At 58.2% G+C, this 15917-nt stretch carries 10 protein-coding genes and 1 pseudogene; 3 read left to right on the top strand and 8 right to left on the bottom strand.

Annotated features, from left to right (window positions below):
- Positions 1 to 16: 16 nt before the first annotated feature.
- From BN9444_RS12385 to BN9444_RS12370, 4 genes are all read right to left on the bottom strand, one after another.
- A complete protein-coding gene (locus tag BN9444_RS12385) occupies positions 17 to 1000 on the bottom strand; it encodes an ABC transporter permease (protein WP_068802028.1) in 984 nt (327 codons plus the stop codon).
- On the bottom strand, positions 1000 to 2580 hold the full coding sequence (locus BN9444_RS12380; protein ID WP_068802027.1) for a sugar ABC transporter ATP-binding protein: 1581 nt from the start codon (positions 2578 to 2580) through the stop codon (positions 1000 to 1002). Before BN9444_RS12380 ends, BN9444_RS12385 begins: the two co-directional genes overlap by 1 nt.
- Positions 2581 to 2653: 73 nt before the next feature.
- A complete protein-coding gene (locus BN9444_RS12375) occupies positions 2654 to 3679 on the bottom strand; it encodes a LacI family DNA-binding transcriptional regulator (protein ID WP_068802026.1) in 1026 nt (341 codons plus the stop codon).
- A 254-nt stretch (positions 3680 to 3933) separates the two neighbouring features.
- Positions 3934 to 4152 (bottom strand): hypothetical protein, encoded by a 219-nt coding sequence (locus tag BN9444_RS12370; protein ID WP_068802025.1) that lies wholly within the window; start codon positions 4150 to 4152, stop codon positions 3934 to 3936.
- A gap of 164 nt (positions 4153 to 4316) precedes the next feature.
- Here BN9444_RS12370 and BN9444_RS14565 point away from each other — a divergent pair, with 164 nt between their 5' ends.
- Both BN9444_RS14565 and BN9444_RS12360 read left to right on the top strand, forming a co-directional pair.
- Positions 4317 to 4589 carry a hypothetical protein gene (locus BN9444_RS14565; RefSeq protein WP_068802024.1) on the top strand — a complete coding sequence of 91 codons (273 nt, stop codon included), beginning with the start codon at positions 4317 to 4319 and terminating at the stop codon, positions 4587 to 4589.
- A 264-nt stretch (positions 4590 to 4853) separates the two neighbouring features.
- Positions 4854 to 5279, top strand: coding sequence for an SDR family oxidoreductase (locus tag BN9444_RS12360; RefSeq protein WP_199872866.1), 426 nt, complete (start codon positions 4854 to 4856; stop codon positions 5277 to 5279).
- A gap of 255 nt (positions 5280 to 5534) precedes the next feature.
- On the opposite strand, the pseudogene BN9444_RS15260 reads toward BN9444_RS12360, so the two are convergent.
- Positions 5535 to 7976 (bottom strand): annotated as a pseudogene (locus BN9444_RS15260) (DUF262 domain-containing protein).
- Between the two features lie 184 nt (positions 7977 to 8160).
- Between BN9444_RS15260 and BN9444_RS12350 the strand changes: the two are divergent.
- Positions 8161 to 9483 (top strand): ISL3 family transposase, encoded by a 1323-nt coding sequence (locus BN9444_RS12350; RefSeq protein ID WP_066509688.1) that lies wholly within the window; start codon positions 8161 to 8163, stop codon positions 9481 to 9483.
- A 155-nt stretch (positions 9484 to 9638) separates the two neighbouring features.
- Here the strand turns inward: BN9444_RS12350 and BN9444_RS12345 are convergent, their stop codons facing one another.
- The 3 genes from BN9444_RS12345 to BN9444_RS12335 form a co-directional block, all read right to left on the bottom strand.
- The gene (locus BN9444_RS12345) at positions 9639 to 10628 is read right to left on the bottom strand and encodes a putative toxin-antitoxin system toxin component, PIN family (RefSeq protein WP_068802023.1); all 990 of its coding nucleotides are present in this window, start codon (positions 10626 to 10628) and stop codon (positions 9639 to 9641) included.
- Positions 10625 to 10864, bottom strand: a complete 240-nt coding sequence (locus tag BN9444_RS14385; RefSeq protein ID WP_141681553.1) for a hypothetical protein — start codon at positions 10862 to 10864, stop codon at positions 10625 to 10627. The genes BN9444_RS12345 and BN9444_RS14385 overlap by 4 nt, the downstream gene beginning before the upstream one ends.
- A 241-nt stretch (positions 10865 to 11105) precedes the next feature.
- A partial coding sequence (locus BN9444_RS12335; RefSeq protein ID WP_068802021.1) for a DEAD/DEAH box helicase occupies positions 11106 to 15917 on the bottom strand: 4812 nt, incomplete at its 5' end.

Genomic DNA, 15917 nt, shown 5'->3' with positions numbered 1-15917 from the left:
AAGTCTGAGTAGAGGCCTAGTTCGCGGCCTTGTTGCGGATGACGTCGAAGCCGACGGCGATCGCGATGACGAAACCGATGACGATCTGCTGCCAGAAGGACGACACGTTGAGCAGGTTCAGCCCGTTGCGAATCACCGCGAGCAGCAGCGCTCCGACGAGGGTGCCAGTGGCCTTGCCCGAACCGCCCGCCAGGGACGCGCCGCCAATGACGACCGCGGCGATGGCGTCGAGCTCATAGCCCACGCCAGCTTGCGGCTGGGCCGAGGACAAGCGTCCCGCCATGACGAGACCCGCGAGCGCGGCGAAGAGGCCGGACAGGGCGAAGACCGCGATTTGAATCTTGGCGACGGGCAAACCGGACAGGCGAGCGGCCTCGAGGTTGCCGCCGATGGCGTACATGGACCGGCCCAGCACGGTGCGCTCCAAGATGAACCAGCACACCAGGCCCGCGACGGCCATCATGACGATGGGGATGGGGAAGCCGCCGACCCTGCTGCCCAGCCAGTTCACGGAATCCGGGGTGCCGATGGGCGAGCCCTGGGAGATGACCAGCGTGGCGCCGCGGGCAATCGACATCATGGCCAGCGTCGCGATGAAGGAAGGAATCTTGCCGAAGGCCGTCGCCATGCCGCAAATGGCGCCGGCGAGAAGGCCGATGATAAGGCCGATAATCAAGGTCAGCCAGCCCGGCAGCCCGGCGTTGCTAAACAGCGAGGCGGAGACCATGGCCCCCAATGCCGCGACGGAGCCGACCGACAAGTCGATGCCCGCGGTGATGATGACGAAGGTCATGCCGAAGGCGAGGATGGCCACGGTGGCGGCCTGGATGCCGACGTTGATGATGTTATTGGGCGTGAGGAAGTGCGGGGTTGCGATAAACAGTGCCACGCACAAGACGATGAGGCCGACGAGCGCGCCGTTGTTCAACATCCAGTTGATGACGGAGTGCGAGGCTTTTGACTTCGTGGGGGTCGCGGGGCGGGCGGTGGTAGTAGACATCAGTTGTTCTCCTCGAGCGTGTCAAAGTCAGATTCAGAGCTGCGTGCGGCGGTTTCCGCCGTTGCGCTGGACGAGACGTTGGAGACGGCGAACGCCATGACCTCGTCCTGGGTAGAGGCCTTGGGAAGCTGGCCGGCGATCTTGCCGCCCGACATGACCAGGATGCGGTCGGACATGCCGAGCACCTCCGGGAGATCGGACGAGACCATGAGCACAGCGCCACCCTGGGCGGTGATTTCGTTGATGATGTTGTAGATTTCGACCTTCGCGCCGACGTCCACACCACGTGTCGGCTCGTCGAGCAGCAGCACCTTCGAGTTGGCGAGTACCCAGCGGCCGAAGACGGCCTTTTGCTGGTTGCCGCCGGACAGATCGCTAATCGGTTGATCGACGCTGGCCATGCGGATGCGCAGCTTGTCCGCGACGTCGACGGCGCGCTTCTTCTGCCCGCCGCGGTCGGCCAGGCCCAGCTTTGCGCTCGAGCGCAGCGTGGCGAACCCGAGGTTTTCGCCGACCGTCGCGCCGAGGACGAGTGCTTGGCCCTTGCGGTCTTCCGGGATGTGGCCCACGCCGGCGGCAATGGCGGCCGCAATATCGCCGCGTTTGAGCGGTGTGCCGGCGATGGACACGGAGCCGGAGTCGTACTTGTCGGCCCCGGCGATGGCGCGCACGACCTCGGTGCGCCCGGCACCCACGAGACCGGCCAGGCCGACGACCTCGCCCGCGTGCACCTTGAAGGTGACGTCCTCGAACTTCCCGGCCGTGGTCAGGCTCTTGACCTCGAGGAGCGGCTCGCCGTGCTCTGGCGGGATCTCGTGCGGGTATTGGTCTTCGATGGAGCGGCCCACCATGAGGCGCACGAGCTCGTCTTCCTCGGTATCCGCCGGAACCTCAGCGACGAACTCACCGTCGCGCAGGACGCTGATGGTATCCGCGATCCGCGCGAGCTCCTCCAAGTGGTGGCTGATGAAGACCATCGCCACGCCCTTCGCCTTGAGCTGGTCCAAGATGACGAAGAGCGCGTCAATTTCCTTGCCGGTAAGCGCCGCCGTCGGCTCGTCGAGAATGAGGATGTGGGCGTTCATGGACAGCGCTTTGGCGATCTCAACGAGCTGTTGCTTGGCGATGCCCAGCTCGCCCACCGGCTGGTTGAGCGGGACGTCCAGCCCGATGAGGTTGAGCGCGGCCTGCGCCTGCGCGTTGAGATGCTTGCGGTTGACCAAGCCCCACTTGCGGGGAGTGCGCCCCAGCATGATGTTTTCGGCCACGGACATCGTGGGCACGAGGTTAAGTTCCTGGTGGATAGTGGCGATACCGAGCGCCTCCGAGGTCTTGGTATCCGGAATGGTGACTTCCTTGCCATCGACCAGGATGCGTCCCGAGTCCGGTGCATGGACGCCGGCGACCATCTTGATGAGCGTGGACTTGCCGGCGCCGTTTTCGCCCAGGAGTGCCTGGACCTGGCCGCGGCGCACGTCGAGGGTGACTTGCTTGATGACGTTGACCGGCCCGAAGGACTTGGAGACGTCCTCGAGTCGAAGCACCGTTTCCGGTGTTCGTGGTGCCGAAGAGTCGGTCATGTTCGCTCCTTAGAGGCTTGAGGATGAAGGCTTGTGGGTGCAGTGGGGGACGGGGACCCACGGCGGGTGCGGCTCATGGGGTGGTTCTTTGCGCCAGTAGCTTTCCGATGCCCCCTCCAGGCACCGTCGGCGGAGACGCTGACGAGAGCCGGGAAATAAATCTCGTTGGGTGCCGCAGGCCAACGGGGTCTGAGGCAGAGTTGATCGCTGTGATGAGCGAGCGCGCCGCCAGGGTGCCCAGGGTGGCGACGTCCTGGTCGATGACGCTGAGCGGCGTGGGTTGAAAGCGCAGAAAGATAAAGTCGTCGAAGCCGACGAGTGCGAGCTCTTCGCCGATGGTGATTCCCGCATTGTGGCAGGCTTCGAGTGCACCGAAGGTCATCATGGAGTCGCCGGCGATAATCGCGGTAACGCCTTCCTTCAGCAGGCTCAGCGTGCCCACATAGCCTTCTTTGTGCCGGTAGCCGCCCTGGTAGATAACGGTGTTGAGGTCATTCGTTTCCGCGTTAAACACGGCGAGGCGCTCGCGTCCTGTCGATGTGTCTTGCGGGCCTGCGAGGTAGCCAATCCGCGTGTGTCCCAGGGCGCGCAGCCGCGTGATGGCGCCCTTCATTCCTTCTGCGGGGGAAGAGACGATAGCCGGCAGCTCGCCGAGCTGGCGGTCTAGCAGTAGCAACGGGCGGGATGCCGCGATGGTCGAAAGAGTCGCGTCGGTTCCCTCCATGGGCACGACGATGATGCCGTCGACCTGCCGGTCCGCAAGCGCGAGTGCGGCGTTGACCATCTTGTCCGCGTCTTCGGCTGAGGAGCTAATGATCGTGGCAAACCCTTGACGCAGGGCCTCCTCTTCGACGGCGGCGGCCATCTCCGCGAAGAACGGGTTCACCAGGCTGGGGATGATGAGGCCGATGGCGTCGGTGCGGCTGCGGCGCAATGCTCGGGCCTGCGTGTTGAGGCGGTAGCCGAGTTCATTGGCTGCGGCGACGACGTTTGCCCGCGTCGCAGCAGAAATGGACGTATTCCCGGAAAGTGCGCGCGACGCCGTGGACACGGACACGCCCGCGCGTTGCGCGACGGACTTGAGCGTTGCTCCGGCCATGACCCCGGCTCCCTTCGCCAGCAGGTGGGATAACTCCGGTGTGCAATCGATTGCACAACCTGGTGATGAAACTACTGGCAGAAAAGGAAACCTGTCAAGGCTCGGGTGGGAAAGGGGGTCTCCGCCCGCGCAAGCCCGGCGGCGAAATCCCAGGAAGGGTGCACCTCCATCCTATAAAGTGGTATGCATAACAACACCACCGCATGGGGTTGATGCGGCGGTGCTGGGGTAAACGATGTGAAGATGTCGTGTCGCTATTTCAACTCGGCGAGCGGCATGTCGAGCGTGGCGATGGAGCCCTGCTCGTGGAGCGAGCGCAGCACGCGGGCGTATGCCTGGGTGAACTCGGGGGAGTCGACCAGGTCGCCAAAGACCTCGCGGTCGCGCAGGAAGGCGAGGATGTCTTCGTGGTTGTGCGAGGCGGTCTCCTTCAGACGGTCGGCCATGCGGTCGTTGGTGGCGATGGGGCTCACCCTGTTCGTCAACTTCAGGTAGCGACACAGGGATAGAGCCTTTCGCGGGCATTCTTAAGATGTACCTCGAGGGCTTGGTGGTCTTAAGAATCGTACAATTCACTTAAACTGGGAGGGCCGCTCCGCCAGCAAGAATTGCAGGGATGGACCTCTGACATGGACAAGTGGGGGCGCTCGTCATTGAGGTCGAAGAACAACTACTCGATAACGAGCACTTCTCCACCGTCCTCGTCGGTTTTGTTGTACGCACGCTTGCCTACGAGCCCCAGTACCTCACGGATGCGCTCGACGTCACCACCACCGAATTCGAGAAAGCACGTGCTTTCGCTGACGTCATTGAGGTCTTCGTAGAAGTCCTCGATTTGTACTGCGAACTCCTCGAGGATGTCTTCGAGAGGGTACTGGGAAATGTCCTGGGGCGAGTCGCCTTTCGCTAAGCTCGGGTTCTTGCTCGAAGCTCAGCGAGGTGACGTACTCACGATCGGGTGCTTGCTGGTAGATGTTTTCTTCTACCTTGATGTAGTCGGGCGTTGAATACTTTTCGGGTGTATACACTCGGAAATTCTTCATGTTTGCATGATATGGAATTGTGAGCGTGGCCGCAGGGGAGACGATATCGCGACGAAGGGAAGACAGCTCGGTTAAACGCCCCGCGTACACTGGCACGCCCATCGACAACGAATCTCACAAGGAGATTCCCCATGAAGTTCGCACTCATCGGCGCCACCGGAACTGAGGGAAGAGAAATTGCCGCCAACTTGAAGGAGCACGAGGTTATCGAGGTCTTTCGTTCCAACAGCGTGGATCTCGCGACGGGCGAGGGTCTCGAGGAGGCATTACGCGGAACTGACGTCTGCGTCGACGCCTCCATGCCCATGCCGCCCGATGACGAGGACCTCACCGAGTTCCTTACCGGCGCGGGCCATCTCGTATTCCTGTCCATCACCAACCTCGACAAGCCCGAGTTCACGAAGTTCCCGTACTACGCGGCGAAGGCGGCGCAGGAAAAACTCGTGCGTGAGACCGATCTCCCCACCTCGGTCGTCAACTCCGCGCAGCGGATGGAGTTCGTCGTCAATCCCGCATACTCGAGCGAGGAAGACGACACCGTCAAGGTCGAAGATTGACTCATCCAACCCATCGCGCTTACCGATGCCGTCCGCACTGTTGTCCACTCCGTCCTCCGCGCTCCTAGCCCTCGGCGATGGCAGCCTGCTCGCCCCGAAGGGCGCCGACATTGTGGGACCCGACGTGGCTGTATACTGCGCTGGGCTCAAGAAGCAGCTCTGGCTTGGACGATATTAGGTGGCGAGTTGAGGCGTCGGTTTTTCAGTGATTAATCGGAAGATTCGATGTTCCCAACGAACGTGGTGTCTTGTGATTTAGTGGTTCTCGTCCACGGCAGTATCAATGTCTTCAAGTCGCGCAAGCCACATTGACATGTGTCCGTCTGCAATGGCGTGGAACATTGCGTTGGGAAAATACACCGGCGGCTTGTCGTAGGTTAGACAGATAGCCGCAATAATCTCATCGGCGCTGGAAGCTGCAATTCCCTCGGCTGTCTCAAGCTCTGAAAGCGGTTTCGTTCCCAGTACAGTGGCAGGCTCATCTGGACGGAACTTTTCCAATGCTTCAGCAAATTGATTCTCGAATTGCTGCGTGTCTTCTGGAGTGATGTTTTGGGAACCAAAATCGTCCGCCATGCCCTTGAACACAGTGAGTGCAGAGTGTGTCGATTCGGCTTCTTCCTCGTCGCGTTGTGATTCGCCTGCTGTCTTCCTCAGCGTGAGGATGACCTCGTTGGTATCTAGTTGAAGATGATCGAAGAGTCTACGGAGGAAGGAAATTTTCTGATTGGTCGATGTAGACAGGACGACGCCCAGGCCTGCATCAACTTCACGTACTCGGCTCGAGTACGCGTAGCCGGACTTAGCAAGCACGAGAGTTCCTGATGCTTGTTCGACGAAGCTTATGAGTTCCGTGCGGTAGCGTTCGGCCATCAACTTAAGCAGCATGTGGACGAACTCGGCCCAGGTTTTGACAGGGATCTTGATGCCTTCCCATTCGAAGGCGCTGATCGAGCGCCCAGTGAAATTCGCATCATCGCCCATCGGCTCAGTAGGGAGCACCTCGCGCTTGGGGACAAAGTCGGAACTGGGGAGGTGCCAGTAGTTGAGAGCACGGCGCAAAAGTGCGTCGGTACGCTGCTCCATAGCTGTCCGGTCCCATTTGTCCTTCGTCTTTACATCGTCATTAAGGCGATAACCGGTTTCTCGGAAACCTTTCTCACGGTCACGTTTGGTAATGAAATTGGAGTTGGAGTACGCGGAGTTGTAACCAGTGACAGTGAGGTTTCCAATGCGGTTCACCCACGTTTGATGAATCTCCTGAAAGTTCTCTCCGAGGTCTTCTTTTCACTGCGCATTGAGTGTTTGCGGCATAATGTGCTCGACACTGATATTGCCGTTCTCGAGCGCGGTTGCGATGTCCTTCGTATCGTTGGTATCCCCGTTTTCGAGAACATCGAAAAGATAAGCCCGCACATCTTTGTGAATGTTGTACATATTACGGGTGCGGAACTCAGCGCTAAATTCTTCGTCGTTGGGAATGCGTCCGGACGATCCATCGCGGCGTCGGAGCAGATAGGTGAGCACGTCGTACGCCGTGTCTTTCTCTCCACGAATCTTCCGCATGTCGTTGTACATGGTCTCGTAGATCTTGTTGAGAGCGTTCGTCGGAACAGAAGCGACCGTCCGGCGGAAGATATGGATTTCCAGTAGTCGAATGATGCGCGAAAATTCGTTTATTGAGAGCTTGTCACGCTTGACGTCGCGATACAGCGGCAAAAGAAGCGGAAGCAGAACATCGCCGCGGATGAGATTAAATCGTTCGAGCTGTGCGTCGAGTGCGGCATTCTTCGTGTCTGATCCACAGATCTCGCGCATGACTTCGGAATACTCGTACATGTCTGCGAGTTCCGTCTGGACATCGGAACTTTGCTTTTTGAAGTATGCCTTGAACTCGTCGTAGACCTCGTTGCGCTTGGGAGTCCGCGACAATTTGATCGTCAGATACCAGCGGATGAACCAGTCCGTGCGGTACCAAACATTCTTCTCCATCGGATTCCAGTAGTTCTCGTACAGCGTCGTCTGTAACTGGTGCTCGCAGCCCATGAGTATGAGATTGCGAATTTTGTCGCCTTCGCTCAACGCAAGGCCTGTCGCGTTGAGCGATTCGAAGATGCGTTGTGGATCATCGTGCGACTCTAGATTGAGAATCATGAGGTCAAGTCGCTCGATGGCGTTCCACAGTTGATCGCCGGTGAGCTTGCTCTTGGTCATCCGCTCGAGGAAGTACCGGTAGTTTGCCGTGAGGTTGCTGTCCTCGATGAACATCGACTCATCGCCGAACAAACGCTTGTAAGCGGTTGCGTCGTTCTTTACAGGCTTGAGCTTGAATTTTGGTTCGTTGGTCGAGCTGTTTTTCATGAGATAGCTAGTACGCAACCGCCGTGCGAGTTCGGGGTCTTTGGAGGTTACGACACCGGTATCCAAGAGGTGCGTGAGCGCGAGGATATAGAGACTCAGCGTGGTGAGGCGCTGTTGGCCATCAATAACGACCCACTTGAACGATGTCTCGGGGTTGCCAACGATAGAGCCGAAGAAGTGACGTTCTCTGTTCTCCGTAATCAGAGTTTCCAGGTCGTCGAATAGTCGCTCACATTGCTTCTTTGACCAGTCGTAATTGCGTTGATAAACAGGAATAATGAGTTCTTTCTCGACGCTGTCGAAAATGGTATAAGCCTGTTTAACTTCGCCCTTCATGCGGCTGCGGCTCCCCTCGCTAACGGTGCACGTAAATCAATTCCTTCAACAATATATGGGCTCTTCCGGTTTTAGAGTGCATTGATTAGTTCGCCGGGGGTTCGGGCGTGGCACAAGATATTGGGGTCCTTGGCTTTGTAGGAATAAGGGTGTCTAATCCATCCGTACAAACCAAGGACCTACTGTGCAGCCTAACGGAAATGTCATCGTCGATACCATCTGCCGCACCGCAGAACTAGGAGTTACTATCACCGGGGCCGCAGAACACGGCGATGTCACCGTCATCGAAGCCGAGCCCGTCGAGCCCATCAATGAATGCCCCACGTGCGGTCAGCCTGGAGTATTCCGCGACCACGTCATCCGCAGCCTGGTCGATCTGCCCATCGTCGGCCACCCAACACGCCTTCATGTGCGCCTTCCACGCTACCGGTGCACCAACAAGCGCTGCTTGCAGAAGATCTTCCGCGCGGGCCTTACCTGCGCGCCCGACAATTCAAAGACCACGGACAGGGTGACCCGCTGGATACTGCAACGACTCTGCCTAGATCGGATGAGCGTTGCCGCTGCAGCCAAGTCATTAGGCCTGGGGTGGGATACCACCAACGCCTTGGCCTTAGCCGCTGTCCAGGACTTGATCTACAACGACGAGCACTACCTCGACGGGGTCAAGGTCATCGGTGTTGATGAGCATCGCTGGTCGCACAACCGACGCACATGGCGCGACGGATACGTCACCGTCATCGTTGATATGACCGACCACCACGACAAGGATGGAAACGTCATCCGCCCCGCTCGGCTTCTTGACGTTGTCCCAGGCAGAAGCGCTGACGCGTTACGAACATGGCTGAATAATCACAGCGAGCAGTTCCGCGATCAGGTCAAGATCATCAGCATGGACGGCTTCCAAGGCTATGCCACCGCCGCTGGCGAAGTCATTCCCAACGCCACCCAAGTCATGGACCCGTTCCACGTTGTACGCCTGGCCGGTGACAAGCTCACCAAGTGCCGCGCCAGGCTCCAGTTAGAAACAACAGGCCGACGTGGCCGCAGCAAAGACCCGCTCTACCGCAACCGGAAAACTCTGTTGACCACCGAGGGCTTGCTCACCGACAAGCAGCGCGGGAGGCTTGAGGAACTGTTTGACTTCGACGACGACTACGCGCCGCTACAAGAGACCTGGACCTACTACCAACAAGTCATAAGCTGCTACAACAATCCCAACAAGCAAGCAGCCAAGAAAGCCATGAGCACGCTCATTGACACGCTTGTTGACATCAAAGACGCCGGGATCGCTGAGATCGCGCAGCTAGGCAGGACCATGAACAAACGCCGCAAGGACATCCTCGCCTACTTCGACCACGGAGTATCCAACGGACCTGTCGAAGCGATTAACGGTCGGTTGGAATTCCTACGCGGCATCGCCCTGGGATTCCGCAACCTCGACCACTACATATTGCGGTGCCTGATTCACGCCGCCAACATCCGACACAAAATCAATGCACTCTAAAACCGGAAGAGCCAATATATGGCGCAACATCTTCCTGCAGCCGAAAGGCTGATTAGGAACTGAAGAGAGACCTCTGCACAAAAATTAACGAAAGGTGTGCGCGTGAAAGACGCCAAAGGGCTCGAAAACATGGTGATCTGCTTCCTGGGTCTTGCTTAGTTTCGCGAACCGCGTAGCGACTGAACTGCCTTCTTGCGTACTGCATCCGTTGGAGGCCGGAGTTCATTGGGCTGTAAGAATCGTGGCCCTATGCTGTGTGCTCTCCAACCCTCAAAGCCGAGAGCGTCGTTCCCTTTGCTATCGAGAAGGTCTGGGCAACGCTCAAGTGTGAGGAAAACGGCGTTTTCGATCGGTGCAGTCGGCCGCAGCGCGACGTAGGAATCTCCAAGATCCGGCACCAGTTTGATGGCAACAATCTCGGGCGAGATGATAATCGGGTGAGTACCGAATGCGCGGTTCGTTAACAATGACTGAGCTGATTCGAAGTCATCAAGCCAAGCAGTTGCGGTGCCGGGGACCACGGCTTGGGCGAGCAGTTCACGGTCAAATTTCTTAGACTTAATGCCCTCTATTACCTCAAATAGGAAATTGGCGGCGTTGAAAATAGCCTGATTTCCCGCTGCTTCGATAGCCTCCCATCCGCTCTCGCTATCACCTCTGAGAAGTTCGGATCCCCAAGCCTTCCTATCCTCTAGGAGAGCGGCTGCCATTTTGCCATCGGCGCTGGTAATCCAAAGTGCGCTGGCTGCGGCTTTGAGGACCTTTTTGTCGCCGCTAACAAGGAGGTCTCCGTTACCGTCTTCGTAAAGAGCGAAAAGGAAATTGTCATCGGGGTCATCGCAGATTCGCGGTAGTTTTTGCTCTTCGCGGTCTGGAACCTCGGTCCCGACAAGGACGATGGCATCGATGAGGGATAGGCCTTCTTCGACGGTGAAGCGCTTCCGAAATTTTGCTCTAGAAATAACGTCTTCAATTTCCTGGAGAAGGTGTTCGCAGTAGAGCAGCTCAAATTTTCCTGCGAAACATGCTTCAATCAGCGCGCGCTCGGAGCCGCGAGGTGACAGCAAAGACGATATGAAGAGGTTAGTATCAACAACCAGACGCAACTTTCTGTGTGCTGCTATCTGCTGCAGCTCTTCGGTCACTTACCTGCTCCCAGGGCGGTACGGATCCTCTTTTCCATTCGCATAGTGGCGATTTCTTCATGAGCAAGCGCTTCCGCAGCATCGGGATCAAGGGGCTCAGATTGAGCATCGATTGTGCTGAGAAGCCAACGGTAGGCTGCTGTAGCAAGTTCGTTGTCGCTAAGTCCTTCGACAGAGGCGGCAGACTTTTGAGCGTTTTCAAGAAGACGCTTACGTGCGGCATCTTTACGATTCATGGATCTGCCCACCTTTCATAATCGGCGAAGGTCTGAGTCAAAAGTTAGAACTTATTTTACCCGACATTACGACATACAGCTAGCCTCGGCCTGTCACCTGCATGTGCGAGACATGCTCTGTCTCGCCGAGCAGAATTGGTGGCCTTGAAATGATTCTTTCAGAGACTAAAAAGGGGAAGCGCCCGCGCTGTACTGAGGCGCAGGCTCAACCTCGGTTAAATCGATGGCGAGTCCCCCAAAGCTACTCTTCTTCGCCAACCTCCCTGATCCCTTCCACAATCCTTACCGTCTCCACCGCCACACGCGTGACCTTCGCGATGAGATCCACGATGTACCGCGGATTGCCCACCTCGTCAGCCCAGTCGTTGGGGTCGTTGACGATTCCCGATGCCTTGTCCTTTTTCACCTGGTACCGGTCAATAATCCACGCCAGCGCGGACCGCGAGCCGAGCATGTACTCGTCCGCCTCAGCCGGAATGTCGCGCACGGTCACGGACTTGTTGTAGACGAGCGTCGTCACGTCATTGACGTTCTTCCCAGTAGACGGATCCTTCTTCTTCGCCCACTTCATCTTCTGCACGCGCCACGTCTCGCGGTCGTTCTCGTCTGCCGATGCCTTCACATCCACCGTCACCGGCCACGGTTCCACGTCTTCGTAGTTGACATGCAGATCCATGAGCTCCCGGCCGGCGGCAGCCAGCTGGTCGAACCGCGCCCGCGACATCGGCGTCTCGATATGCGGCAGCATCTTCTTCAGGTCCGCGGCGTACTTCTCCCGGTACCCAGGGTCGTGCAGCTGCCCGTACACGAAGTAGAAGATGTCATCCTTCATCACATCCGAACCCAGCGCCTCGCGGTAAATCCCAAGAATCTCGTCCGTGACGTTGTCCACGCGCCGGTACCCGTCGAGGATTTCTCCTTCCGTACCAGGCTCCGAGCCTTCCGATGCCCCCATCCCAAAGTCCAGCTCACCTTCCGGCGCCTCGACGGGCTCCCAGGTCCAGCGGGGGAAGAATTGAGTGGTAGCGATGACGTGCAAGTCTGGCATGAGATTTGCTCCGAGTGCAGAAGGAATCGTTGATTCGCCTGGAGCAGTGAATAGAATTCCGAGGTTGGAGTGTTTTGGAGAAGGAAAAATTTTCGGGAGCTGATAGCGGCGTTGGTTAACCGAGGAATGGAAGTAGGAATACTGAGCGCTGAATGGCCTATAGATTGATAGCGTTACGCACTCTGGCCAGTAAACGATGCGCTCATTTCTCGCCAATAGCTGTTTTAGACTCGCATCCCACGAGATACGTGACAGGTCCAAATACTCCGGGTGCTCAGAAAGGAATCGGGTTACATCGGATTCTCGAGGTTTTGATAGGCCCGCTTTTGAAGCCCACTCGGGAAATACCGCTCGTGCCGCTTCATACGTTGCGATTAGTAGCTCCATATTGGTCACAACAGTTCGGCGCGTAAAACCATAGCACCACGAATCACGGGCAGTCTTTAAACCTGCAGAGAAATTTTTGAAGATTGCTGGAATGCCATCTGAGTTCTTGTCGCCTAGGACAGGCCACGTCTCGAAGTCCTCATCGCGCTGATTGAGCCAGTCACCGTAAATATTGGGGTCAATAATTTGCCACTCGACATTATCGAGCGTGGAGCGATCAACAATCGCAAGTTTTTCGTCTGCACTGAGGTAGTCGCCAATATCGCGGTAGTGGATACAGACATCGTCGGGGATTTCGCGTTTTACGGCAATGATTACAGCTACGGTGTTTCGACTTCCGGAGCCGAAGACTTTGCCTCCTTCCTTGCGGGACTGTTCGCCGGCTGTCCGTTGGTTGCCGCGAAGGTTGTACACGTAAATGTCGCTGAGTTCATCTTCAAGCGACAGCCGGACGCCATCGGCGGTGTTGCCATCGATCCATCCGCCGTTGGATACAAAAGCCATGACACCGTGGGTACCGAGTCGGTCTATGGACCAGCGGAAAGCGCGGAGGTAGGAGTCGTAGAGGGAGTTCTTGTTCGTGGCTGAGGAGTTTCGGACAAATGTTTCCTCGATGCGCTTGTCGAGCGTCGGGTACTTCAGGTTCGCGTTGTTATCGTTCGCGCTCGTCTGGCCTACGGAGTAAGGCGGATTACCTATGATGACGTTAATTGGCGCATCAATCTGGCGCTGGATGGCTGCGTTGTTTTCTTTGAAGACCTTGAGGTCGAGAATGTCGCCTTCCTCGTGGATCTGGAAGGTATCGGCGAGCGCGATGCCGTCGAAGGGGACGTACTCGGGTTGTGGTTCTTCGTTGCGCTGGGCGAGCTCTGCTTGGAGGGCGTTGTAGGTTGTCTCGATGTTGACTGCGGCGACGTAGTAAGCGAGCAGCATGATCTCGGTGGCGTGGAGCTCGGTCGCGTACTTGCGGGCGAGGTCGTCGGGCTCGATGAGGCCGGATTGGAGGAGTCGGACCATGAATGTACCGGTACCTGTGAAGGGATCGAGGATGTGGACGCCTTCGTCGGTAAGGCCCTTGCCGAAGTGCCAGCGGGAGATTTGATCGGCGGAGCGGAGGATGAAGTCGACGATTTCGACTGGAGTGTAAACGATGCCGAGGGCCTCAGATTGCTTCTTGAAGGCCTTGCGGAAGAATCGCTCGTAGAGGTCCTTGATGACTTGTTGCTTGCCGGAAGCGGAGGAGACCTCGGAGGCGCGCACGCGCACGGACTCGTAGAAGTCGGTCAGAGACTTGGTCTCAGACTCGAGCTTGGCGTCGGACAATGCGTCGACCATGCGCTGCATGACGCGGGCGACCGGGTTGTGCGCGGCAAAGTCGTGCTCGGTGAACAGAGCGTTGAAGACCGGGGCAGTGATCAGGTGCTGCGAGAGCATGCTGATCGCTTCGTCCTCGGTAATCGAGTCGTTGAGGTTTCCGCGCAGGCCCTCGATGAAGACCTCGAATTCCTTGCGGATCGTGTCATCCGCGGCATTGATGAGTGCCTTGATGCGAGCGATTTGTGCTTCGGCGATCGTGGCGACATCGTCAGCCCAGTCTTCCCAATAAGTACGCGTACCGACCTTGTCGACCAGCTTGACGTACATGGCTTCCTGCCAGGCCTCGAGGGAGAACAGCGTCATCTGCTCGGGGGTGAGTTCCTGCTCGCCGGAGGACTCAGATTGGCTGGCCGAGGTGGCATCGGAAGCATCGAGCTTTGCCTTTGCCTCCTTGGCCTTGTCCGCGAGGGACTGTTCCTCGTCCTTCTTGGTCTTCTTCACGCTCTCGATGTCGATGGGCAGCTCGACCTTCTCGTTGAGCGCAATTGAGTTGACCTTCGCATTGAAGCGGTCATCGTGGGCGCGCAGGGCGTTGAGGATCTGCCAGACCACGCGGAAGCGCGTGTTGTCATTGAGGGCCTGGGACGGGGAGACTCCCGGCGGGATGGCGACGGGCAGGATGATATAGCCGTAGTCCTTGCCCTCGGCTTTGCGCATGACGCGTCCGACGGACTGGACGACGTCGACCATGGAATTGCGCGGGTGGAAGAAGATGACGCTATCGAGGGCGGGGACGTCCACGCCCTCGGAGAGACAGCGAGCGTTGGTAAGGATGCGAGTCTCGTCCTCAGGGATGGAGGACTCGAGCCACGAAATCTTGTTGCCGCGCTCGAGGGCGTTCATGGTGCCATCGACGTGCTCGACGGCGACTTGGAGATCGATGTTGAGCAGGCTCACGTCGTTGGTGGCGGCGTGGTCCTTGAGCTGCTCCTGGTACTGGCGGATGAGCGTGGGGAAGGTCCCTTGGATAGTCTTCGAGGCCTTGATGTCCTTGGCGAAGGCAACGGTGCGGCGCATGGGTTGAGCACCTGCCTCGAAGCCGGACCTCGTGTCCTGCTCGGCACCCGAACGCTTCGCGAGTCCGTTCCACGCGCCGATCATGGCTGAGGCGGTGGTGAGGTTGATTTCGTTGGTGGGGTAGGCGGCGAGGACATCCGCAGCGATGTCTTCCTCGACCGTCATGACGAGGACCTTGTAGTCGGTGAGCAGGCCCTTGTCTACAGCCTCGCCGAAGCCGAGGCGGTAGAACTCGGGTCCGTAGATGGCTTCATCATCCATGGAGGCAAGCTCCGCGGAATGTTCCTCGGCCTTGCCCTTGACGTTGTCGTCGAAGAGTCGGGGAGTCGCGGTCATGTAGAGACGCTTGCTGGCCCTGATGTAATTTTCGTCGTGAATCTTCACGAAGTTGGAGGCGTCCTCCCCGGCGAGGGTGACGCCGGTGGTGCGGTGGGCCTCGTCGCAGATGACGAGATCGAAGTCATCCATGCCGAGCTCTTGGGCTTCGTGGATGGCCTCGATGGACTGGTAGGTGGAGAAGATGACGTTGAGGCCTTGGCGGCGCTTGCCTTGCTCCGTACGCAGCTTGATGTCCGCACCGTTGGTGGAGACAGGGACATCGAGATCGTAGGAGGCGATGTCCTCGGCCTTCTTGGAGACCTTCTGGTCAGAGCATACGGCGTACGGCTTGAGCGGCAGGTGGGTTTGCGACTGCGCGGTCCACTCCTTGAGCGTCTGCGAGAGCAGCGAGATGGAGGGAACGAGGAAGAGGACGCGGGCCTTGTTGCCGTTGAGCTCCGCGAAGCGCTCGGCGAGGCGCAGCGCAGTGAAGGTTTTGCCGGTGCCGCAGGCCATGATGAGCTTGCCGCGGTCGTGGGCCTCGAAGCCGGCGATGGCCTTCGCGATGGCCTCATCTTGGTGCGGACGCGGCTGGTAGACCTCTTTGCGGGTCAAATTAATGGCGATGTCGCTGCCGGGGAACGTGATGTCCCAGTCGATGGGGGACTCGGCGATGGAGGCGGTGCCGATGCGGTTGGTAGGGATGAGCTGGTTGTCCAGCATTTCCTCGGCGTTCTTGCTCCAGCGGTCCGTGGTGGAGATGATGATGCGCTGGGCGAAGGAGTCCTTGCCGTGCTCGGTATCGAAGGAGCGGCCGGATTTCTCGAAGAAGGAGTCGAGATGGGACTTCTGGAGGTAAGCGGTCGGCTCATAGAACTTGCACAGGATGGAGACCCAACGGAAGTC

The sequence above is a fragment of the Corynebacterium phoceense genome (assembly GCF_900092335.1).
GTDB classification, from domain to species: domain Bacteria; phylum Actinomycetota; class Actinomycetes; order Mycobacteriales; family Mycobacteriaceae; genus Corynebacterium; species Corynebacterium phoceense.
The sequence above is the reverse complement of the archived record's forward strand: the minus strand, read 5'-3'. Positions and strand labels throughout refer to the sequence as shown.

Coding starts and splice junctions, on each gene's coding strand:
- BN9444_RS12385 (WP_068802028.1), bottom strand. CDS start 1,000: ATGTCTACTACCACCGCCCGCCCCGCGACCCCCACGAAGTCAAAAGCC.
- BN9444_RS12380 (WP_068802027.1), bottom strand. CDS start 2,580: ATGACCGACTCTTCGGCACCACGAACACCGGAAACGGTGCTTCGACTC.
- BN9444_RS12375 (WP_068802026.1), bottom strand. CDS start 3,679: ATGGCCGGAGCAACGCTCAAGTCCGTCGCGCAACGCGCGGGCGTGTCC.
- BN9444_RS12360 (WP_199872866.1), top strand. CDS start 4,854: ATGAAGTTCGCACTCATCGGCGCCACCGGAACTGAGGGAAGAGAAATT.
- BN9444_RS14385 (WP_141681553.1), bottom strand. CDS start 10,864: ATGAATCGTAAAGATGCCGCACGTAAGCGTCTTCTTGAAAACGCTCAA.